The following is a 20929-nucleotide window of genomic DNA, read 5'->3' as shown; positions in this document are numbered from 1 at the left end:
CGGCCCGTCGATCCGTTCGGCCGTGCAGGCCTAGTGTTGACGCGGGTTTGCGGCATACAGCAAAGGAGCAGTGATGCTTGGACGTTTCGGCATGGATGCCGGTTCATTGATGGGGGTGGAAATTGCCCCCGACTCAGTTCGGGTTGTGCAGCTGCGGCGGCGCAATGGGCGTTGCCAGGTCGCGGCCTGGGCGCACGAACCGTATGAGCCCTACAGTGGCGGTGACTGGGCAAGCGACCCTGTGCGCGTGGTAGGTGCCTTGCAGCGTGCCTGCAGGCGCAGCGGCATTCGGCAGCGGCGGGCTGCGCTAGCGCTGCCGGCAAATCAGGTGATCTGCAAGCCTTGCCAGTTACCGGCAGGCCAGAGTGAGGCGGACATGGAAGCGCAGTTGCTGGCCGATGCCGATCGCCTGTTTCCCTTTGCGCTGGAGGATCTGGCCTTGGACTTTCAGGTGCTTGGCCCTTCCAAGGATCAGGCCGGCTGCCTGGATGTGATGGTGGCTGCCTGTCGCCAGCGCTCATTGGAGCCGATTGAAGCCCTGCTTGATGCCGCCGGGCTGCAGCTGGAGGTGATGGAAGTCGACAGCGTCGCGTTGCAGCGAATGTTGCCGCAGAGCGAGCTTGCGGGCTCGGCCTTGTTACGCCTGGAGGCGCAAGGTGCGACGTTGCATTGCTGGCAACAGGGCGTGCCAGCGCAGCGCCGCGAGTTGCACCTAGGGCAAATGCCTGCCCAATTGCATGCGCATTTGGCGGGCGAAGCCCAGCTGAAGTGCTTGCTGGTCGTCAGCAGCTCGGTGATCGAGCAGGGGTGGCTTGAAGGCCTGAGTGAAGCGGTGAACCTGCCCTGTCGGCAACTGCCGCTGCGTGCGGGGCTGGCGCCGGAAGACGGGGGCATGCTGCTGGCATGCGCCTTGGCCTCAGGGGGCATGCGCCCATGATGCGTCTGAACCTATTACCTTGGCGCGAGCGGCAGCGCCGCTCGATGCTTCGGCGCTTCCAGTGGATGTTGCTTGGCAGTGCAATCCTGGCGCTTTGTTGCGTGATGCTGATTGACCAACTGGCACGCCAGCGCGCCCAGCAGCAAGCGACGAGCAATGCCAGCCACCAGTCTGCGCTGGCGCTGCTGGGCAAGCAGCTGGAGCAGCACACCGACGTGCGTGCCGACCACGATGCCACCCAGGCGCAGGTTGCGGCCCTGGCCCGCCTGAGGGCCGATCAGGGGGTGCTGCCTGCCTTGCTCGCAGATGTGGAGGCCGCGTTGCCCGCAGGCTTGCAGCTCACTGAGCTAACGCTTGCGCACGGCCGTTTGCACGTCACCGGTGTGGCCGCATCCGGCGCCGTGGTGGCCCAGTTCATGCGCGACCTCGAACGCTCCGAAGTGTTGCAAGGCCTGGCACTCAAGCATGTGAAGCACCTGCCTTCGGGTGACGAGTTCGTCCTGACTGCGCGCGTGTCGGCGTTCTGGTCGTGAGTGCAGCGTGGTGGATGCGTTGGCAAGCAAGGGTCGAGCGGTCCCGCCGCTTCCGGTGGGGCGCTTCGTTCCTGCTGGGTGTGCTGGTGTTGGCGCTAGGGTGTGCAGTCCGCCTGCCGGAGCTACGGCAGGCTCAAGCGCAGGTAACTGCGCAGCATAAGCAGTTGAATGAGGCACATGCGGCCAAGGCGGCGCAGGTAGTTGAGCTGGCGCGCGCAGAGGGTTCTCTGGCTGCCGCGCGGCAGGCATTGCAGCTCGCCCGATGGCAACTTTCGGCAGGGCAGCGCATGAGTGACTTGCTCGATGCCCTGGCGGCCTCGGGGCATGAATATGGCCTGTTGTTCGAGCGGCTAGACATACATGACGAAGTGAGCCAGGCCGATTACCGAACCACCCCCCTGGATGTGCACGTGGTGGGGCGCTACACGGCGTTGCGCCTTTGGCTGGACGACTGGCTGGGCCAGGCGCGGCTGCTGCGCGTCGAAGACATGAGCCTGCATCAAGCCGAGGGGCGGCCTACCGTGTTGCGCTTGCGCCTGAGGGTTCATGCCTACCATGCCGATGCGGCGCCTCCGGCGCCCGCGTCACTGGCGGATTTGCCCGCCAGGGCAGCGGCCATGCCGCCTTTGCTCGACCCGTTCGCCTCTGGTGCGGCGCGAATGCCGCCCGGCGAACTGGGCGGCGTGCCCTTGGCACAGTTGGAAATGGTCGGCAGCCTGGCACGTGGCACAGCGCATGAAGCCCTGCTGCTGTCCGCAGGGCGGCTGTATCGCGTGCGCCCAGGTGATCGGCTGGGGCGCGATGAAGGTGTTGTGGTGCGTGTCGACGAGCGGCAGGTCGAAGTGCGCGAACGTTGGTTCATGGCCAGTGCCTGGCAAGAACGCACCGCGATACTCACGCTCCGAAAAGCCCTGGACAAGGAGGTCCCGGACCCGCATGAAGAAGCTCTGGAAATGGATGGTGGCGTGGGTCTTGGCGATCCCGCTAGCGTCGGCAACGCCCTACCGGGGTGAGCCGCTGTCGCTGAACTTTCAGGATGTGCAGGTGCGCGCGGTGTTGCAGGTGCTGGCGGACTACGCCGGTGTGAACCTGGTCGCCAGCGACGCGGTGCAGGGCAATATCACCCTGCGGCTTCAGGATGTGCCCTGGGACCAGGCGCTTGATCTGGTGCTGCGTAGCAAGGGCCTGGCCCGTCGCGAAGAGGGTAATGTGCTGCTGGTGGCGCCTGCGGCCGAGCTTGCCGGGCAGTCGCTCGACGCCCGCATGGGCCAGGTGCTGGATGCCCAGTTGCAACCCCTGCAGCGTGAGCTGATGCCGATCCATCACGCCGAAGCTTCAGCGCTCGCGCAACTGCTGCTGGCGACACTGGCGGACGACGGCATCCTGACCGGGCGAGGCAGTTTGAGCGTCGATGCGCGCACCAACACCCTGGTGGCCTACCAACCCGCCGATCGCCTTGACGAGCTGCGCCAACTGGTGGCGCAGCTGGATGTGCCGGTGCGCCAGGTGGCGATCGAGGCGCGTATTGTCGAGGCCAGCGTCGATTACGAAAAGAGCCTGGGGGTGCGTTGGGGTGGGCCTTTGTACGGTGACCGCGTGCGGCCAGGCAAGGAGCTGTTCGTCGACCTTGGCGTGGAGCGTGCCGGCTCCAGTGTGGGCCTGGGTGTGCTGCGCGGGGGCATCTTGCTCGACCTTGAACTCAGTGCCATGGAGAAGAGCGGCAATGGCGAAATCATCTCGCAGCCGAAGGTGGTCACGGCCGACAAGGAAACCGCCAGGATCCTCAAGGGCACTGAAGTGCCCTACCAGGAAACCAGCAAGAGCGGCGCCACTTCGGTGTCGTTTCGCGAGGCTTCGCTGTCGCTCGAAGTCACCCCGCAAATCACCCCGGACAACAAGGTCATCATGACCGTCAGGGTAACCAAGGACGAGCCTGATTACGTCAATGCCTTGAACAACGTACCGCCGATCCGCAAGAACGAGGTCAATGCCAAAGTTCGCGTGGCCGACGGCGAGACGATCGTGATCGGTGGTGTCTACTCGACCACGCAAAACAATGTGGTCGACAAGGTGCCATTTTTCGGCGATCTGCCGTATGTTGGGCGGCTGTTTCGACGCGATGTATTACAAGAGAAAAAATCCGAGCTGCTGGTCTTCCTGACTCCGCGTATCATGAGTGACCAGGCGATTGCTGTGAGTCGTTGATTCTGTGCGAAATTTGATACTTGTGGGGCCCATGGGCGCTGGTAAAAGCACCATTGGACGCCTCTTGGCCAAAGAGCTGCGCCTGCTGTTCAAGGATTCCGACAAGGAAATCGAACTGCGATGCGGCGCCAACATCCCGTGGATCTTCGACAAGGAAGGCGAGCCGGGCTTCCGTGACCGTGAGCAGGCGATGATCGCCGAGCTCTGCGCGCTCGACGGTGTGGTGCTGGCCACCGGTGGCGGCGCGGTCATGCGTGATGCCAACCGTCAGGCGTTGTACCAGGGTGGCCGGGTCATCTACCTGCATGCCTCGGTGGAGCAGCAGGTCGGTCGTACCGCACGCGATCGCAATCGCCCGCTGTTGCGCACCGCCAACCCGGAAGCGACCCTTCGCGCCCTGCTCGAAGCCCGCGATCCGCTTTACCGCGAAATTGCCGACCTGGTCGTTGAAACCGATGAGCGGCCACCGCGCATGGTGGTGATCGATATTCTCGAGCGCTTGCAGCAGTTGCCGCCCCGATAAGCCGGGACTATTCTCGGCCACCAGCGCCGAGGCGAGGTTCAACTTACCGCGTGCGTCGCCCAAACGGCGCCGCACCCAAGTACATTGTGGGGATACATGCAGACACTAAAGGTCGACCTGGGCGAGCGTAGCTACCCGATCTACATTGGCGAAGGCCTGCTGGACCAGCCTGAGCTGCTGGCGCCGCATATTGCCGGGCGGCAGGTCGCCATCGTTTCCAATGAAACCGTCGCGCCTCTGTACCTCGAACGCCTGGCCAAGACCCTGGGTGCGTATTCAGTGTTGCCCGTGGTGTTGCCGGATGGCGAAGCCTACAAGAACTGGGAAACGCTGCAGCTGATCTTCGATGGCTTGCTCACCGCGCGACACGACCGCCGCACCACGGTGGTAGCCCTCGGTGGCGGCGTGATCGGCGACATGGCCGGCTTTGCCGCAGCCTGTTACCAGCGCGGTGTCGATTTCATCCAGGTGCCGACTACCCTGTTGTCCCAGGTCGATTCCTCGGTCGGTGGCAAGACCGGCATCAACCACCCGTTGGGCAAGAACATGGTCGGTGCCTTCTACCAGCCCAACGCAGTGCTGATCGATACCACCAGCCTCAAGACCCTGCCAGCGCGTGAACTGTCCGCAGGCCTGGCCGAAGTGATCAAGTACGGTCTGATCTGCGACAAGCCTTTCCTCGGTTGGCTCGAGGACAATATGAATGCCCTGCGTGCCCTCGATTCTGCGGCCCTGACCGAAGCCATCAGCCGCTCCTGCGCGGCCAAGGCTGCCGTGGTCGGCGCCGACGAGCGTGAATCGGGCGTGCGGGCGACCCTGAACCTTGGGCATACCTTTGGGCACGCCATCGAAACCCACATGGGCTACGGTGTCTGGCTGCATGGCGAAGCCGTGTCGGCGGGCACGGTGATGGCCCTGGAAATGTCCATGCGCCTTGGCTGGATCGATCAGGCCGAGCGTGATCGCGCAATCCGCCTGTTGCAGGACGCAGGTTTGCCGGTGGTGCCACCACAGGAAATGACCCCGGCGCATTTCATGGAGCATATGGCGGTCGACAAGAAGGTGCTCGACGGTCGTCTGCGTCTGGTGCTGTTGCGCCAGATGGGCGAGGCCGTGATCACCGACGACTATCCGAAAGAGATTCTTCAGGCCACGCTGTCGGCGGATTACCGCGCGATCGTGGCCCAGCTTTGAGGTTGTGACAGCGCAATGACCAGTTTGCATGCCGATGAGGCCTTTCTCGACCATTACCAGTTGAGCCACGATCCGTTCGCGCCCCGCGTGCCCGGTTTCAAGTTCTTCCCTGCCCAGCGCAAGCCGGTGCTGGGCCAGTTGCACCACCTGGCGCGTTACAGCCAGTTGATGCTGGTTGTCACCGGCCCCCTGGGCAGCGGCAAGACCCTGCTGCGCCAGGCCCTGGTGGCCAGCACCAACAAGCAGTCGGTGCAAAGCGTGGTGGTTTCCGCCCGTGGCGCCAGCGATGCGGCCAGTGTGCTTGGCCAGGTCGCGCAGTCGCTGGAAGTCGCCCAGCCTGAGGTCCAGGCTATCTTGTCCAAGGTGGTGCAACTGGCGCTGACCGGGCAGGAAGTGTATTTGCTGGTGGATGATGCGGAACAACTCGACGAGTCGGCACTCCAAGCGTTGCTGGAACTGGCAGCGGGTGTTCCGGAAGGGCGCCCGCACGTGTTCCTGTTCGGCGAATCGTCGCTGATTGCCGGGTTGGATGAGCTCAGCATCGAGGAAGAACGTTTCCACGTCATCGAACTCGCCCCCTACAGCGAAGAAGAGACCCGCGAGTACCTGGAGCAGCGTCTGGATGGCGCCGGCCGGGGCATCGAGGTGTTCACCCGTGAACAGATCGTCGATATCCATGAGCACTCCGACGGTTGGCCTGGCACTATCAACCAGGTTGCCCGTGACACTTTGATCGAAGCCATGATCGCCAGCCGTTCGACGGCCAAGCGACCATCCATGGGGTTGAAAATGCCTAAGAAACACGTGCTCGCGCTGTCCGCTGTGGTCGTGGTCGCCGTTGCTGCTGCGGTTCTCATGCCCAAGAAAGGCGACAAGGCACCTGCCGAGGTGCCGGCCGCCCAGGCTCAGTTGCCCCTCGGTGAAGGCCAGCCAGGTGCTGCCCAGGCCAATAATGGCAACCCGGCCATCGAATTCTCCGGCTCGTCCCAGCCGATGCCACTGCCGTTGGTAGGTCAGTCGCAACCGGTGATGCGCGAGCCACTGGCCCAGGCCGCTGGCATGGGTGATGGCGAAGAAGGCAGCCCGGCGGGCAATACCGCACTGCAGCCTGGCAACCCGCCGACCGTGACCACCATCGCGCCACCGCAAGGTGTGCCGGCTGGCCCGGCCCCGGTACCCGCGCAGCCAATCGCCAGTGCCCCGGTTCAGCCGGTTGCGCCTGCGCCAAAACCCGTCGCAACCCAGCCTGCTAAACCGGTTGCACCCGCCAAGCCTGCCCCGGCGCCGACCCAGGTCGCTAGTGCCAAGCCGGCCGCCAAACCTGCCGAAAAACCAGTCGCCAGTGGCAGCGCCGGTGGGGGTTGGTATGCAGGCCAGAAACCGGGCAATTATGTGGTGCAGATCCTCGGTACCAGCTCTGAAGCCTCGGCCCAGGCGTTCGTCAAGGCCCAGGGTGGCGACTATCGCTACTTCAAGAAAAACCTGCAGGGCAAGCCGCTGTACGTCGTAACTTACGGCAGCTTCGCCAACCGCGACGCAGCGGTTGCGGCAATCAAGAACTTGCCAGCGAAGGTCCAGGCTGGTAAACCTTGGCCACGTACCGTCGCCAGCGTCCAACAAGAGCTGGCCTCGGCCCGCTGATACCTGCCGGGCGGCAACACCCCGCCGCCCAGTTGCTGAGCGAACCCTGACTTTTCGTCTAGCCTGCTGCGCCCGAGCGCGGCAGGCTTTTCTGTCCCAGACTGCCGGCCACAAGCCTCTCTTGCAGTCATGGCTGAAACGCTTCAGACTCCAGCCAGGCCGCTATCACGGCGCATGGCGCAAAAACATTCAAAATCGCGACATAAATTTTCAATGGTGAGACATGAAAATTTGTGGGCATCGCTGTCGCTGTGCAACAATGGTTTTCCATGGCCACCGCAAAAAAGCTGGCATTTGATCGGCGTGGATGGTAAGTGGTTGTTAAAAAAGAGATTTACCTCCGTTGAGAGGTGAACCTGGTGAGAAAGTGTCTATGAAAACAGGTCTGTACCATCCCGAAGAATTCAAGGACAACTGTGGTTTTGGCCTGATCGCCCATATGACGGGCGAACCGAGCCACCACCTTCTGCAAACCGCCATGCAGGCGCTGACGTGCATGACCCACCGCGGCGGTATCAACGCCGACGGCAAGACCGGTGACGGTTGTGGTCTGCTCATGCAGAAGCCCGATCAGTTCCTGCGGGCCGTGGCCCAGGAGCATTTTGCCGTCGAACTGCCCAAGCAGTACGCCGTCGGCATGGTGTTCTTCAACCAGGACCCGGTCAAAGCAGAAGCTGCCCGCGCCAACATGGACCGCGAAATCCTCGCCGCCGGCCTCACGCTGGTTGGCTGGCGCAAGGTCCCGATCGACACCAGCGTGCTCGGTCGCCTGGCCCTGGAGCGCCTGCCGCAGATCGAGCAGGTGTTCATCGGCGGTGAAGGCCTGAGCGATCAGGCATTCGCCATCAAGCTGTTCAGTGCCCGTCGTCGCTCGTCCGTGGCCAACGCCCACGACACCGACCACTACATCTGCAGCTTCTCGCACAAGACCATCATCTACAAAGGCCTGATGATGCCGCGCGATCTCGCGGCGTTCTATCCAGACCTGGATGACCCGCGCCTGCAGACCGCGATCTGCGTGTTCCACCAGCGCTTCTCCACCAACACGCTGCCGAAATGGCCGCTGGCGCAGCCGTTCCGCTTCCTCGCCCACAACGGCGAGATCAACACCATCACCGGCAACCGCAACTGGGCCATGGCCCGTCGCACCAAGTTTGCCAATGACCAGATCCCGGACCTCGAAGAACTCGGCCCGCTGGTCAACCGCGTCGGTTCCGACTCGTCGAGCATGGACAACATGCTCGAACTGATGGTCACCGGTGGCATCGACCTGTTCCGCGGCGTGCGCATGCTGGTACCGCCGGCCTGGCAGAACGTCGAGACCATGGACGCCGACCTGCGCGCCTTCTACGAATACAACTCCATGCACATGGAGCCGTGGGATGGCCCGGCCGGTATCGTCATGACCGAAGGCCGCCACGCGGTGTGCCTGCTCGACCGCAACGGCCTACGCCCGGCGCGCTGGGTAACCACCACCAACGGCTATATCACCATCGCCTCGGAAATCGGCGTATGGGGCTACCAGCCCGAAGAGGTGATCGCCAAGGGCCGTGTCGGCCCGGGCCAGATCTTCGCGGTGGACACCGAAACCGGCCAGATCCTCGATACCGACGCCATCGACAACCGGCTGAAGTCGCGCCACCCATACAAGCGCTGGTTGCGTCAGCATGCCACGCGCATCCAGGCGACCCTTACCGACGACCAGGGCGCGGCCAGCTACGACGCTGACCAGCTCAAGCAGTACATGAAGATGTTCCAGGTCACCTTCGAAGAGCGTGACCAGGTACTGCGCCCGCTGGGTGAGCAGGGCCAGGAAGCGGTCGGCTCGATGGGTGACGACACGCCGATGGCCGTGCTGTCGCAGCGCGTGCGTTCGCCGTACGACTTCTTCCGCCAGCAGTTCGCCCAGGTGACCAACCCGCCGATCGACCCGCTGCGCGAAGCGATCGTCATGTCGCTGGAAATCTGCCTGGGCGCCGAGCGCAATATCTTCCAGGAGTCCCCGGAGCACGCTTCGCGGGTGATCCTCAGCTCGCCGGTGATCTCGCCTGCCAAGTGGCGCTCGTTGATGAACCTGGAGCGCGAAGGCTTCGACCGCCAGATGATCGACCTCAACTACGAGCAAGGTGTCGGCCTGGAAGCGGCTATCCGCAACATCGCCGACCAGGCTGAAGAAGCGGTGCGCGGCGGCAAGACCCAACTGGTACTGAGCGACCGCTACATCGCCCCGGGCAAATTGCCGGTGCACGCTTCGCTCGCCGTGGGTGCGGTGCACCACCGCCTGACCGAGCAAGGCCTGCGTTGCGACAGCAACATCCTGGTCGAAACCGCCACTGCCCGTGACCCGCACCACTTTGCCGTGCTGCTGGGCTTCGGTGCCTCGGCCGTTTACCCGTACCTGGCCTATGAAGTGCTGGCTGACCTGATTCGCACCGGCGAAGTGCTGGGCGACCTGGACGAGGTGTTCAAGTACTACCGCAAAGGCATCTCCAAGGGCTTGCTGAAGATCCTGTCGAAGATGGGCATCTCCACCATCGCTTCGTACCGCGGTGCGCAGCTGTTCGAAGCCATCGGCCTGGCCGAAGACGTGGTCGGCCTGAGCTTCAAAGGTGTATCGAGCCGCATCAAGGGTGCGCGTTTCGAAGACTTGGAAAGCGACCAGAAGCTGCTTGCTGCCGAAGCCTGGAGCGCGCGCAAGCCGATCCAGCAAGGTGGCCTGCTCAAGTTCGTCCACGGTGGCGAATACCACGCCTACAACCCGGACGTGGTCAACACCCTGCAGGCCGCTGTGCAGCAGGGCGACTACGCCAAGTTCAAGGAATACACCTCGCTGGTCGACCAGCGCCCGGTGTCGATGATCCGCGACCTGCTCAAGGTCAAAGTGGCTGACCAGCCGCTGGCGATCGAGCAGATCGAGCCGTTGGAGGCCATCCTCAAGCGCTTCGATTCCGCCGGCATCTCGCTGGGCGCCTTGTCACCAGAAGCCCACGAGGCGCTGGCCGAGGCCATGAACCGCCTGGGCGCGCGCTCGAACTCCGGCGAGGGCGGTGAAGACCCGTCGCGCTACGGCACGGTGCGCAGCTCCAAGATCAAGCAAGTGGCCACCGGCCGCTTCGGCGTCACCCCGGAATACCTGGTCAACGCCGAAGTGCTGCAGATCAAGGTGGCCCAGGGCGCCAAGCCGGGCGAAGGCGGCCAGCTGCCGGGCGGCAAGGTCAACGGCCTGATCGCCAAGCTGCGCTACGCGGTACCGGGTGTGACCCTGATCTCGCCACCGCCGCACCACGACATCTACTCGATCGAAGACTTGGCCCAGCTGATCTACGACCTCAAGCAGGTCAACCCGCAGGCGCTGGTTTCGGTCAAGCTGGTGGCCGAGGCAGGCGTTGGCACCATCGCTGCAGGCGTGGCCAAGGCCTATGCCGACCTGATCACCATCTCCGGCTACGACGGCGGTACCGGCGCTTCGCCGTTGACCTCCATCAAGTACGCCGGCGCGCCGTGGGAACTCGGCCTTGCCGAAACCCACCAGACCCTGCGCGGCAACGACCTGCGCGGCAAGGTGCGGGTACAGACCGACGGTGGCCTGAAAACCGGCCTGGACGTGATCAAGGCCGCCATCCTCGGCGCCGAGAGCTTCGGCTTCGGCACCGCACCGATGATTGCCCTGGGCTGCAAGTACCTGCGTATCTGCCACCTGAACAACTGCGCCACCGGCGTAGCCACCCAGAACGACAAGCTGCGCAAGGACCACTACATCGGCACCGTCGACATGGTGATCAACTTCTTCACCTTCGTCGCCGAAGAAACCCGCGAGTGGCTGGCCAAACTGGGCGTGCGCAGCCTGGGCGAGCTGATCGGCCGCACCGACCTGCTCGACATACTGCCAGGCGACACCGAGCGCCAGCAGTACCTGGACCTGTCGCCACTGCTGGGCAGCTCGCACATTCCGGCGGACAAGCCGCAGTTCTGCGAAGTCGACAAGAACCCGCCGTTCGACAAGGGCGAGCTGGCCGAGAAGATGGTCGAGATGGCCATGTCGGCGATCCGCGACCAGTCCGGTGGCGAGTTCAGCCTCGACATCTGCAACTGCGACCGTTCCATCGGCGCGCGTATCTCTGGTGAGATCGCCCGCCTGCACGGCAACCAGGGCATGGCCGCTGCGCCGATCACCTTCCGCTTCAAGGGCACTGCGGGCCAGAGCTTCGGCGTGTGGAACGCCGGTGGCCTGAACCTGCATCTGGAAGGCGACGCCAACGACTACGTCGGCAAGGGCATGACCGGTGGCAAGGTGACCATCGTGCCACCTGCCGGCAGCCCGTTCGAAACCCAGCACAGCGCCATCGTCGGCAACACCTGCCTGTACGGCGCCACTGGCGGCAAGCTGTTTGCCGCCGGTACCGCGGGCGAGCGCTTCGCTGTGCGTAACTCTGGCGCCCACGCTGTTGTCGAGGGCACTGGCGATCACTGCTGTGAATACATGACCGGCGGCTTTGTCTGCGTCCTGGGCAAGACTGGTTACAACTTCGGTTCTGGCATGACGGGCGGCTTCGCCTACGTGCTCGACATGGACAACAGCTTCGTCGACAAGCTCAACCATGAACTGGTGGAAATCCAGCGCATCAGTGGTGAAGCGATGGAGGCCTACCGCAGCCACCTGGCGCGGGTCCTTGCCGAATACGTGGACGAGACCGGCAGCGAGTGGGGGCGTGAGCTCTCGGAAAACCTGGACGACTACGTGCGTCGCTTCTGGTTGGTCAAGCCCAAGGCGGCCACCCTCAAGCAACTGCTGTCCAGCACCCGCGCCAACCCGCAGTAACAACAACTGCAAGTGGCAAGCCTCAAGCTGCAGGTAATGCAGTGCGAGGCTTGCCGGACCCAAGTGATCGACTTGCAGCTTGCAGCTTCTGGCTTGCGACTGCGGTAAAGAGGTTTTGAAAAATGGCTGAACGTCTGAACAACGACTTCCAGTTCATCGAAGTGGGGCGTAAAGACCCGAAGAAAAAGCTGCTGCGCCAGCGCAAGAAAGAGTTCGTCGAAATCTACGAGCCCTTCAAGCCGCAGCAGTCCGTGGAGCAGGCGCACCGCTGCCTGGGCTGCGGTAACCCGTATTGCGAGTGGAAGTGCCCGGTGCACAACTTCATCCCCAACTGGTTGAAGCTGGTTTCCGAAGGCAACATCCTGGCGGCGGCCGAGCTGTCGCACCAGACCAACACCCTGCCTGAGGTGTGCGGCCGGGTATGCCCGCAGGACCGTCTGTGCGAGGGTGCCTGCACCCTGAACGACGGTTTTGGCGCGGTGACCATCGGCTCGGTGGAGAAGTACATCACCGACACCGCCTTCGCCATGGGCTGGCGCCCGGACATGTCCAAGGTCAAGCCGACCGGCAAGCGTGTTGCCATCATCGGTGCCGGCCCAGCGGGTCTGGGCTGCGCTGACGTGCTGGTACGTGCCGGTGTGACCCCGGTTGTGTTCGATCGCAACCCGGAAATCGGCGGCTTGCTGACCTTCGGCATCCCCGAATTCAAGCTGGAAAAGACCGTGCTGAGCAATCGCCGCGAAGTCTTCACCGGCATGGGCATCGAGTTTCGCCTGAACACCGAGGTGGGCAAGGACATCACCCTGGAGCAACTGCTCGCCGAGTACGATGCCGTGTTCATGGGCATGGGCACCTACACCTACATGAAGGGCGGCTTCCCGGGTGAGGACCTGCCGGGGGTGCATGACGCGCTGGATTTCCTGATCGCCAACGTCAACCGCAACCTGGGCTTCGAAAAGTCGCCTGAAGATTTCGTCGACATGCAGGGTAAGAAGGTCGTGGTACTGGGCGGTGGTGACACCGCGATGGACTGCAACCGCACTTCGATTCGCCAGGGCGCCAAGTCGGTGACCTGTGCCTACCGCCGTGACGAGGCCAACATGCCGGGCTCGCGCAAAGAGGTGAAGAACGCCAAGGAAGAAGGCGTGAAGTTCCTCTATAACCGTCAGCCGATCGCCATTGTCGGCGAGGACAAGGTCGAAGGCGTCAAAGTGGTCGAGACCCGTCTCGGCGAGCCGGATGCCCGTGGCCGTCGCAGCCCTGAGCCGATCCCGGGCTCCGAAGAGATCCTGCCGGCTGACGCCGTGGTGATCGCCTTCGGCTTCCGCCCGAGCCCGGCGCCGTGGTTCGAGCAGTTTGGCATCCAGATGGACAGCCAGGGCCGCGTGGTAGCACCGGAGAAAGGTAAGTTCAAGCACCAGACCAGCAACCCTAAAGTGTTTGCCGGTGGCGACATGGTGCGGGGTTCGGACTTGGTGGTAACGGCCATTTTCGAAGGCCGTACAGCGGCTGAAGGTATTCTGGACTACCTCGAAGTCTGACCGATTGCGGGGGCTGCACAGCAGCCCTTGGCATATTTTGTATACAAAATTGCTTGATCCACGGCACCCAATAGACAAAACGCATGGCCTCGGCCGTGCCTTTTGTGCTGGCGTCTGAGAAAATGCCCGCACTTTTTTGCCGGATGCCGACATGACTGCCCTGAAGAACGATCGTTTCCTGCGTGCACTGCTCAAGCAACCCGTAGACGTCACCCCGGTGTGGATGATGCGCCAGGCCGGCCGCTACCTGCCGGAATACCGCGCCAGCCGCGCCAAGGCCGGTGACTTCATGAGCCTGTGCATGAACCCGCAGTTCGCCTGCGAGGTCACCCTGCAGCCGCTGGACCGCTACCCGCTGGACGCGGCGATCCTCTTCTCGGACATCCTCACCATCCCCGACGCCATGGGCCTGGGCCTGTACTTCGAGACCGGCGAAGGCCCGCGTTTCAAGAAGGTGATCAGCACTCCGGCCGACATCGAAGCGTTGCCGATTCCCGACCCGCAAAAAGACCTGGGCTACGTGATGGACGCGGTCAGCACCATCCGCCGCGAGCTCAACGGCCGCGTGCCGCTGATCGGCTTCTCCGGCAGCCCCTGGACCTTGGCCACCTACATGGTCGAAGGCGGCTCGTCCAAGGACTTCCGCAAGACCAAGGCCATGGCCTACGACAACCCAGAGGCCCTGCACCTGCTGCTGGACAAGCTGGCCCAGTCGGTCACCAGCTACCTCAACGGCCAGATCCTGGCTGGCGCACAGGCGGTGCAGATCTTCGACACTTGGGGTGGCAACCTGTCGGCGGCGGCTTACCAGGAGTTCTCCCTGGCCTACATGCGCAAGATCGTCAGCGGCCTGATCCGTGAGCACGATGGGCGCAAGGTGCCGGTCATCATGTTCACCAAAAACGGTGGCCTGTGGCTGGAGAGCATTGCCGAAGCGGGTGCAGATGCGCTGGGCCTGGACTGGACCTGCGACATCGGTGATGCCCGCCGCCGTGTCGGTGACAAGGTTGCGCTGCAAGGCAACATGGACCCGACCGTGCTGTACGCCAAGCCTGAGGCCATCCGCAAGGAAGTGGCGCGCATTCTGGCCAGCTATGGCAAGGGCACTGGCCACGTGTTCAACCTCGGCCATGGCATTACGCCTGAGGTCGACCCGGAGCACGCCGGTGTGTTCATCAACGCCGTGCATGAGCTGTCGGCGCAGTACCACCAGTGATCTGATGCAGCTGCAACAAAGAACCCGGCCTTGATGCCGGGTTTTTTGTTGCATTAAGTTTGAGTTCAGCGATCGTCGTTAATCTGGTCCCATCGAAACCGAAACAGGACCTGATCCTCATGAAAATCCGTTACCTTGCTCTGATCCTCGCTCCCCTGTTCAGCACTGCTGCCCTGGCGGCCAGCTATACCGGCCCGGGTGCCCAGTCGGTGACCACCGTGGCGGCTGCAAACGATGCCGCAGATGACACACCGGTGGTGCTGCAGGGGTATGTGACCAAGAAGGTCAACAACGACGACAAGTACGAGTTCAAGGACACCACCGGCACCATCACCGTCGAAATTGACGATGAAGACCTGCCTCCGACCCCGTTCAATGACAAGACCAAGGTCAAGCTGACCGGCGAGGTGGAGAAGCACCTGATGAGCCGCGAAGTGGATGTGGATATTGTCGAGATCGTCAACTGATCCACGATTTCGGGGCCGCAAGGCGGCCCCTTGTTCAAGGTGTCTTAGGCGCCAGCTTGCTCAGGTGCCATGCCACCAGCAACGCTATCGTCAGCAAGCCACCGATGAACAACCCGATCCCGTTCCAGCCCCACTGGTGCCAGAACACCCCGCCCGCCGTCCCCGCCACACTCGACCCCGCGTAATAGCTGAACAGGTACAGCGACGATGCCTGCCCCTTGGCCTTCAATGCCCGTCGCCCGATCCAGCTGCTGGCCACCGAGTGCGCGCCGAAGAAGCCGAAGGTGAACACCAGCATGCCGAGGATCACCATCAGCAGCGGGCTGGCCAATGTCATCAACAAGCCGCTGGCCATCACCACGATACTGACCCAGAACACCTTGCGCCGCCCAAGCTTGTCGGCCAGCGCGCCCACCTGCGCAGAACTGTAGATACCCGACAGGTACACCACAGACAGCAGGCCGACCAACGCCTGGTTCATGTGGTAAGGCCCTGCCAGCAAGCGGTAGCCGATGTAGTTGAACAGCGTGACGAAGGCCCCCATCAGCAGAAACGCCTCAAGGAACAGCCAAGGCAGCCCGGCGTCCTTGAAGTGCATGACGAAGCCATCCAGCAGGCTACGCGGGTTCGCGGCCTGCGGGCGGAAGTTGCGCGATTCGGGCAATACCTTCCAGAACACCAGCGCCGCGACCAAGGCCAGGCCACCGATGGTCAGCATCGCCGTGTGCCAGCTGACGAAGTCGATCAGCACCCCGGTGATCAGCCGCCCGCTCATGCCACCGATGGCGTTGCCACCAATGTACAAGCCCATGGCCAGGCCGATGTGCTGCGGGTGGATCTCTTCGCTCAGGTAAGTCATCGCCACTGCCGCCAGGCCGCTCAGCGAAAGGCCGACCAGTGCTCGCGTCGCCAGTACGGCTTCCCAGGTCGGCATCACCGCACTGGCCAGGGTCGACAGGGCCGCACAGACCAGCGCAAAGACCATCACCGGCTTGCGGCCGATGCGGTCAGAGATCGGCCCGGTGATCAACAGGCCGAACGCCAGCATTGCGGTCGAAACCGACAGCACCAGGCTGCTCTGGGCCGCGTTGATGGAAAACTCCTGCGACAACAGCGGCATCATCGGCTGCACGCAGTAAAGCAGGGCGAAGGTGGCGAAGCCGCCGCTGAACAGGGCCAGCACAGTCTTCATGAAGGCGGGGGTGCCTTTTTCGATCCACATGTCGTTCAGGGCAGGTTCTGGGTCGGCGGGTAGGGGGGCTACAGCAGTTTTCACGGGCGGGTACCTCTGGCGCAATGAAAAAAGCATATAGCTGGCTAATGATTACATCCAATATATTGTTCGACCTATTTAAGACGTTCTACGACTTGTTTGGAGCCGATTATGGAACTGCGCCATCTGCGTTACTTCATCGCCGTGGCCGAAGAGCTGCACTTTGGCCGTGCGGCCCAGCAGCTGGGCATTTCGCAGCCGCCCTTGAGCCAGCAGATCCAGGCGCTGGAGCAGGAACTGGGGGCTCGCCTGTTCGAGCGTACCAACCGTCGGGTCGAACTGAGTGAAGCGGGGCGGTTGTTTCTGGAAGAAGCCCGCCAAGTGCTGGCGCAAGTCGAAAAGGCGGCCGACGTGGCCCGGCGTGCGCAATTGGGTGAGCTGGGCGAGATGAAGATCGGCTTTACCTCGTCGGCACCGTTCACGTCGAAGATCCCCAAGGCCATCCATGCTTTTCGCCAGCGTTTTCCGGCGGTGCACCTCAACCTCAAGGAAATGAGCAGCCGCGATGTTGCCGAAGCGGTTTTCGACGAGTCGATCGAAGTGGGGCTGATGCGGCCCATGCCATTGCCGGAAGGGCTGGTGGCGACCGAGCTGTTTCGCGAACCGTTGGTGGCGGTGATCAATGCCTCGCATCCATTGGCCGTGGGTACCGAGCAGGGGGTGCACATGGCCTCCCTGGCACCGGAGCCGTTCGTGTTCTTCCCGCGCAGCTATGGCAGCGGGCTGCATGCGCAATTGCTCAGCCTGGCGCGCCACGCGGGGTTCAGCCCGCATTTTGCCCAGGAGGCGGGCGAAGCGATGACCATCATCGGGTTGGTGTCGGCGGGCTTGGGGGTGTCGGTGCTACCGGCGTCGTTCCAGCGCATGCGCATCGAGGGTGTGGTGTATCGCACGCTGCTGGACGAAGGCGCGACGACGGCAGTGTGGCTGGTGCAGCGTGAGCGCGGGGGCTCGGCGATGGCCAAGGCCTTCGCCGAGCTGTTGACCGGGCAAGTGTGGTGAGGTGAATGGCTGGCCATCTTCGCCCGACAATTGCCACTGGCCTTAGCTGCCGAGGCGCCACATACTCGGGCATTCGTTGATACACGGAGGTCTCTCATGCGTCGCGTGGTGTTCAATCAGAAAGGTGGCGTGGGCAAGTCGAGCATCGCTTGTAACCTGGCGGCGGTCAGCGCCAGCGAAGGTTACCGGACCTTGTTGATCGACCTGGATGCCCAGGCAAACTCGACTCAGTACCTCACCGGCCTGACGGGTGAAGATATCCCCATGGGGATCGCCGACTTCTTCAAGCAAAGCCTGTCCAGCGGGCCCTTCAGCAAGAAGAACAAAGTCGATATCTACGAAACACCGTTCGACAACCTGCATGTGGTCACGGCGACTTCCGAGCTGGCCGACCTGCAGCCCAAGCTCGAAGCCAAGCACAAGATCAACAAGCTGCGTAAGTTGCTCGACGAGCTGGATGAGGATTACGAACGGATCTACATCGATACGCCGCCTGCGCTCAATTTCTATGCGGTATCTGCGTTGATCGCGGCGGATCGTGTGCTGATACCCTTCGACTGTGACAGCTTCTCGCGCCAGGCGCTCTACGGCCTGCTGGCCGAAATCGAAGAGCTCAAGGACGACCACAACGAAGACCTGATGGTCGAAGGCATCGTGGTCAACCAGTTCCAGTCCCGCGCCAGCCTGCCGCAGCAGATGCTCGACGAGCTGCTGGCCGAGGGTTTGCCGGTGCTACCGGTGTACCTGAGCAGCTCGGTGAAGATGCGCGAGTCGCACCACGCCAGCTTGCCGTTGATTCACCTGGAGCCACGGCACAAGCTGACCCAGCAGTTTGTCGAGTTGCACGATTTGCTAGAGCGCAGCGAGTAGGCGTCACTCCCAGTCCATGCACGTTCCCTCGTTGCCGAGCATAATCTCCCAAAACGGGAGATTTGCTTGGATGCGTGTCATTGCCACAAGCACCTTGGTGAAATTTTGGGAATTACCTGGGCATGACGATGCCAAGGCCCCCTTGGAAAGCTGGCACGATATGGCGATCAAAGCCATCTGGCGAACACCACAAGATGTAAAGGATCAGATAGGCAATGCCAGCGTATGTGGCAATAACCGCGTGGTCTTTAGCATCGGAGGAAACAAGTACCGACTAGTGGTCGAGATGCAGTATCGAGCCGGTATTGCCTGGGTGAAGTTCGTCGGTACGCACAAGCGCTATGACGAGATTGACGTGGAGACAATCTGTGAATATTAAGCCGATACGCAATGATGACGATCTTCGAGAAGCATTTCAGCGACTCGAAGCTATTTTTCAGGCAGAGGCGGGCACCCCAGAAGCTGATGAAATGGAAGTACTTGTGGCACTGATCGAAGTGTACGAAAACAAGCACTATCCGATTCACCCCGCCAATCCCATCGAGGCCATCAAATTTTGCATGGACCAACAAGGTCTTACGCCACGGGATCTTGAACCCTTCATAGGCTCAAGCGGGCGGGTTTCAGAAATCTTGAATGGAAAGCGCGGGCTCAGTCTATCCATGATTAAGCGCCTGCATGATGGCCTTCGTATTCCCTACGAGTCCCTTCTAGCAAGCGCTTGAATTAAACCCCCTGGCTGCGTAGCCACTCCAGCAACGACTGCAGCGGAAACGCCCCAGCCTGGCGACTGACTTCTCGACCGTTCTTGAACAGGATCAGGCTAGGGATCGAGCGGATGCCCAATTGCCCTGCCAGGTTGCGGTTGGCTTCGCTGTCCAGCTTGGCCAAGCGGCAGCGCCCGCTCAACTGGCGGGCCGCCTGTTCGAAGGTGGGGGCGAACGATTTGCACGGGCCGCACCAGTCGGCCCAGACGTCCACCAGCAGCGGCAGGTCGCCTTTGACCTGGCTGGCGTAGCTGGCTTCGGTCAGTTCGAAGGGCTGGCTCAGCAGCACCTCCTGTTTGCAGCGGCCGCATTTTGGGGCGTCGCTCAGGCGTGTGGCGGGCAGGCGATTGAGGCCGTTGCAGTGGGGGCAGGGGATCAGCAGTGGGTCGGTCATTTGGGTTTCCTTTGAAATTTTGGGGGCCGTGCGCCGGCCCCTGGATCACGAAGAACAGCTGATCTCCAGGTGCTTGCCCCACTCAGGCGGCCGCTGGGCATAGGCCTGCATCCCGGCCTGCTCGTCGAACGGCCGGCTCAGTACCTGATGCAGCCGCCGCACCTCACTGTAGTCGCCTGCTTCAGCCGCTTCGATGGCCTTCTGCGCCAGGTAGTTGCGCAGCACATACAGCGGGTTCACCGCATGCATGCGCTCACGGCGCCCTTGTTCATTGCCTGCCTCGCGCTGACAACGGGCCAGGTAATCCACGCTCCAGGCATCAAAACCCGCCAGGTCGATGAAATCGTCACGCACCACCTGCAGTGCCTCGGCCACTGGCTGATCGCCCAGCTTGCGGAAGAACAGGGTGTAATCCACGCCCCCCTTTTGCATGCACTGCAGCAGGCGCTCGATCAACGCCAGGTCTTCGTCTTCGGCGCTGGTCAGCCCCAGGCGGCGGCGCATGAGGTCCAGGTAATGCGCCTGGTACAGCGGCAGGAACAGCCCCAGCGCTTCCTTCAGCGGTTCCACCTCGATCACCGTGGTCAGGGCCTGGGCCAGCGCACTGAGGTTCCAGTGGGCAATCGGCACCTGGTTGCTGTAGCTGTAACGGCCGCGATCATCGGAATGGTTACAGATGAAGTTGGCGTCGAAGTCGTCGAGGAAGGCATAGGGGCCGAAATCGAAGGTGATGCCCAGGATCGACATGTTGTCGGTGTTCATCACCCCGTGGCAGAACCCATAGGCTTGCCAGCGAGCGATCAGCTCGGCGTTGCGCTCGACGATGGTGCGGAACATGGCCAGGTAGGGCTGTTCGGCCTCGCGGCATTCGGGGTAGTGCTGTTCCAGCACATGGTCGATCAGCACGCGCTGCTGTTCCGGCTGCTTGGTGTAGTAGAAGTATTCGAAATGGCCGAAGCGCACGTGGCTCTGCGCCAGGCGGGTGAGCATGGCGGCGCTCTCTTGGGTTTCGCGCCAGACCGGGGTGCTGGAGCCGATCACGCACAGCGCCCGGCTGGTCGGGATGCCCAAGGCATACAGGGCTTCGGAGGCAAGAAACTCGCGGATCGACGAGCGAAGCACGGCACGGCCGTCGCCCATCCGCGAATACGGCGTCTGGCCGGCGCCCTTGAGGTGCAGGTCCCAGTGCTCGCCCGCCTCGTTGAGCACCTCGGCCAGCAGCAGGCCGCGGCCATCGCCCAGGCGCGGGTTGTAGGAGCCGAACTGGTGGCCGGAGTAGACCATCGCGCGTGGGTCGGCCTCTTCCCAGAGTTTCTGGCCGCTGAACACTTCGGCGAACAAGGGCGACTCGGCCTGGGCTGGGTCCAGGTCGAGCAGGGCCATGGCCGACGCGCTTGCCACCACCAGGCGTGGGTCTGCGATGGGCTCGGGCAGGACCTGGGTAGAGAACGCATCGCCCAGGCGGGCGAAGCGGTTGTCGAAGGTGAGTTGGTCGAGGGCTTTCACGGGCTGCTCCTGGGGTTCAGCACAGAATAAAGCATTCGAGC

18 protein-coding genes are annotated in these 20929 nt (G+C 62.6%); 15 read left to right on the top strand and 3 right to left on the bottom strand.

Annotated features, from left to right (window positions below; genetic code table 11):
* Positions 1-73 precede the first annotated feature (73 nt).
* The 11 genes from pilM (at position 74) to HU766_RS02230 (ending at position 15076) form a co-directional block, all read left to right on the top strand.
* Entirely contained in the window at positions 74-937 is an 864-nt protein-coding gene (pilM, locus tag HU766_RS02280; RefSeq protein ID WP_186652920.1) for a pilus assembly protein PilM, read from the top strand.
* On the top strand, positions 934-1470 hold the full coding sequence (locus tag HU766_RS02275; RefSeq protein ID WP_186652918.1) for a PilN domain-containing protein: 537 nt from the start codon (positions 934-936) through the stop codon (positions 1468-1470). Before pilM ends, HU766_RS02275 begins: the two co-directional genes overlap by 4 nt.
* 14 nt (positions 1471-1484) lie before the next feature.
* Positions 1485-2483 carry a pilus assembly protein PilP gene (locus HU766_RS02270; RefSeq protein ID WP_186652916.1) on the top strand — a complete coding sequence of 333 codons (999 nt, stop codon included), beginning with the start codon at positions 1485-1487 and terminating at the stop codon, positions 2481-2483.
* A complete protein-coding gene (locus HU766_RS02265; RefSeq protein WP_186652914.1) occupies positions 2407-3675 on the top strand; it encodes a secretin N-terminal domain-containing protein in 1269 nt (422 codons plus the stop codon). Before HU766_RS02270 ends, HU766_RS02265 begins: the two co-directional genes overlap by 77 nt.
* 4 nt (positions 3676-3679) lie before the next feature.
* Complete coding sequence (gene aroK / locus HU766_RS02260; RefSeq protein WP_033702005.1) at positions 3680-4198, top strand: shikimate kinase AroK; 519 nt, start codon at positions 3680-3682, stop codon at positions 4196-4198.
* 96 nt (positions 4199-4294) lie between these two features.
* Complete coding sequence (gene aroB, locus HU766_RS02255) at positions 4295-5392, top strand: 3-dehydroquinate synthase (RefSeq protein WP_047582202.1); 1098 nt, start codon at positions 4295-4297, stop codon at positions 5390-5392.
* 15 nt (positions 5393-5407) lie between these two features.
* Complete coding sequence (locus HU766_RS02250; protein WP_033702003.1) at positions 5408-7033, top strand: AAA family ATPase; 1626 nt, start codon at positions 5408-5410, stop codon at positions 7031-7033.
* A 373-nt stretch (positions 7034-7406) separates the two neighbouring features.
* Entirely contained in the window at positions 7407-11852 is a 4446-nt protein-coding gene (gltB, locus tag HU766_RS02245; protein WP_186652911.1) for a glutamate synthase large subunit, read from the top strand.
* 122 nt (positions 11853-11974) lie between these two features.
* Positions 11975-13393: an FAD-dependent oxidoreductase gene (locus HU766_RS02240; RefSeq protein WP_033702001.1), complete on the top strand. Its 1419-nt coding sequence runs from the start codon at positions 11975-11977 to the stop codon at positions 13391-13393.
* A gap of 151 nt (positions 13394-13544) precedes the next feature.
* Entirely contained in the window at positions 13545-14609 is a 1065-nt protein-coding gene (gene hemE, locus HU766_RS02235) for a uroporphyrinogen decarboxylase (RefSeq protein WP_033701999.1), read from the top strand.
* Between the two features lie 119 nt (positions 14610-14728).
* Positions 14729-15076 carry a NirD/YgiW/YdeI family stress tolerance protein gene (locus HU766_RS02230; protein ID WP_186652910.1) on the top strand — a complete coding sequence of 116 codons (348 nt, stop codon included), beginning with the start codon at positions 14729-14731 and terminating at the stop codon, positions 15074-15076.
* Positions 15077-15110: 34 nt separating this feature from the next.
* On the opposite strand, the gene HU766_RS02225 is transcribed toward HU766_RS02230, so the two are convergent.
* Positions 15111-16298: an MFS transporter gene (locus HU766_RS02225; protein WP_202883653.1), complete on the bottom strand. Its 1188-nt coding sequence runs from the start codon at positions 16296-16298 to the stop codon at positions 15111-15113.
* A gap of 162 nt (positions 16299-16460) precedes the next feature.
* Here HU766_RS02225 and HU766_RS02220 point away from each other — a divergent pair, with 162 nt between their 5' ends.
* The 4 genes from HU766_RS02220 (at position 16461) to HU766_RS02205 (ending at position 18946) form a co-directional block, all read left to right on the top strand.
* Positions 16461-17351, top strand: coding sequence for a LysR family transcriptional regulator (locus tag HU766_RS02220; protein ID WP_033701996.1), 891 nt, complete (start codon positions 16461-16463; stop codon positions 17349-17351).
* Between the two features lie 96 nt (positions 17352-17447).
* Positions 17448-18221 carry a ParA family protein gene (locus tag HU766_RS02215; RefSeq protein WP_047582205.1) on the top strand — a complete coding sequence of 258 codons (774 nt, stop codon included), beginning with the start codon at positions 17448-17450 and terminating at the stop codon, positions 18219-18221.
* Between the two features lie 70 nt (positions 18222-18291).
* Positions 18292-18600 (top strand): type II toxin-antitoxin system HigB family toxin, encoded by a 309-nt coding sequence (locus tag HU766_RS02210; RefSeq protein WP_186652903.1) that lies wholly within the window; start codon positions 18292-18294, stop codon positions 18598-18600.
* Positions 18590-18946: a transcriptional regulator gene (locus tag HU766_RS02205; protein ID WP_033701993.1), complete on the top strand. Its 357-nt coding sequence runs from the start codon at positions 18590-18592 to the stop codon at positions 18944-18946. The genes HU766_RS02210 and HU766_RS02205 overlap by 11 nt, the downstream gene beginning before the upstream one ends.
* Position 18947: 1 nt before the next feature.
* On the opposite strand, the gene trxC is transcribed toward HU766_RS02205, so the two are convergent.
* Together trxC and HU766_RS02195 are read right to left on the bottom strand one after the other, a co-directional pair.
* A complete protein-coding gene (trxC, locus tag HU766_RS02200) occupies positions 18948-19382 on the bottom strand; it encodes a thioredoxin TrxC (protein WP_033701991.1) in 435 nt (144 codons plus the stop codon).
* 45 nt (positions 19383-19427) lie between these two features.
* Positions 19428-20888 (bottom strand): protein adenylyltransferase SelO, encoded by a 1461-nt coding sequence (locus tag HU766_RS02195; protein WP_186652902.1) that lies wholly within the window; start codon positions 20886-20888, stop codon positions 19428-19430.
* Positions 20889-20929: the final 41 nt, after the last annotated feature.

It is taken from the genome of Pseudomonas sp. SWRI77 (genome assembly GCF_014269105.1).
In the GTDB taxonomy this organism is placed as follows: Bacteria; Pseudomonadota; Gammaproteobacteria; order Pseudomonadales; family Pseudomonadaceae; genus Aquipseudomonas; species Aquipseudomonas capeferrum.
The sequence above is the reverse complement of the archived record's forward strand: the minus strand, read 5'-3'. Positions and strand labels throughout refer to the sequence as shown.

Coding starts and splice junctions, on each gene's coding strand:
- pilM (WP_186652920.1), top strand. CDS start 74: ATGCTTGGACGTTTCGGCATGGATGCCGGTTCATTGATGGGGGTGGAA.
- HU766_RS02275 (WP_186652918.1), top strand. CDS start 934: ATGATGCGTCTGAACCTATTACCTTGGCGCGAGCGGCAGCGCCGCTCG.
- HU766_RS02270 (WP_186652916.1), top strand. CDS start 1,485: ATGCGTTGGCAAGCAAGGGTCGAGCGGTCCCGCCGCTTCCGGTGGGGC.
- HU766_RS02265 (WP_186652914.1), top strand. CDS start 2,407: ATGAAGAAGCTCTGGAAATGGATGGTGGCGTGGGTCTTGGCGATCCCG.
- aroB (WP_047582202.1), top strand. CDS start 4,295: ATGCAGACACTAAAGGTCGACCTGGGCGAGCGTAGCTACCCGATCTAC.
- HU766_RS02250 (WP_033702003.1), top strand. CDS start 5,408: ATGACCAGTTTGCATGCCGATGAGGCCTTTCTCGACCATTACCAGTTG.
- gltB (WP_186652911.1), top strand. CDS start 7,407: ATGAAAACAGGTCTGTACCATCCCGAAGAATTCAAGGACAACTGTGGT.
- HU766_RS02240 (WP_033702001.1), top strand. CDS start 11,975: ATGGCTGAACGTCTGAACAACGACTTCCAGTTCATCGAAGTGGGGCGT.
- hemE (WP_033701999.1), top strand. CDS start 13,545: ATGACTGCCCTGAAGAACGATCGTTTCCTGCGTGCACTGCTCAAGCAA.
- HU766_RS02230 (WP_186652910.1), top strand. CDS start 14,729: ATGAAAATCCGTTACCTTGCTCTGATCCTCGCTCCCCTGTTCAGCACT.
- HU766_RS02225 (WP_202883653.1), bottom strand. CDS start 16,298: ATGTGGATCGAAAAAGGCACCCCCGCCTTCATGAAGACTGTGCTGGCC.
- HU766_RS02220 (WP_033701996.1), top strand. CDS start 16,461: ATGGAACTGCGCCATCTGCGTTACTTCATCGCCGTGGCCGAAGAGCTG.
- HU766_RS02215 (WP_047582205.1), top strand. CDS start 17,448: ATGCGTCGCGTGGTGTTCAATCAGAAAGGTGGCGTGGGCAAGTCGAGC.
- HU766_RS02210 (WP_186652903.1), top strand. CDS start 18,292: ATGCGTGTCATTGCCACAAGCACCTTGGTGAAATTTTGGGAATTACCT.
- trxC (WP_033701991.1), bottom strand. CDS start 19,382: ATGACCGACCCACTGCTGATCCCCTGCCCCCACTGCAACGGCCTCAAT.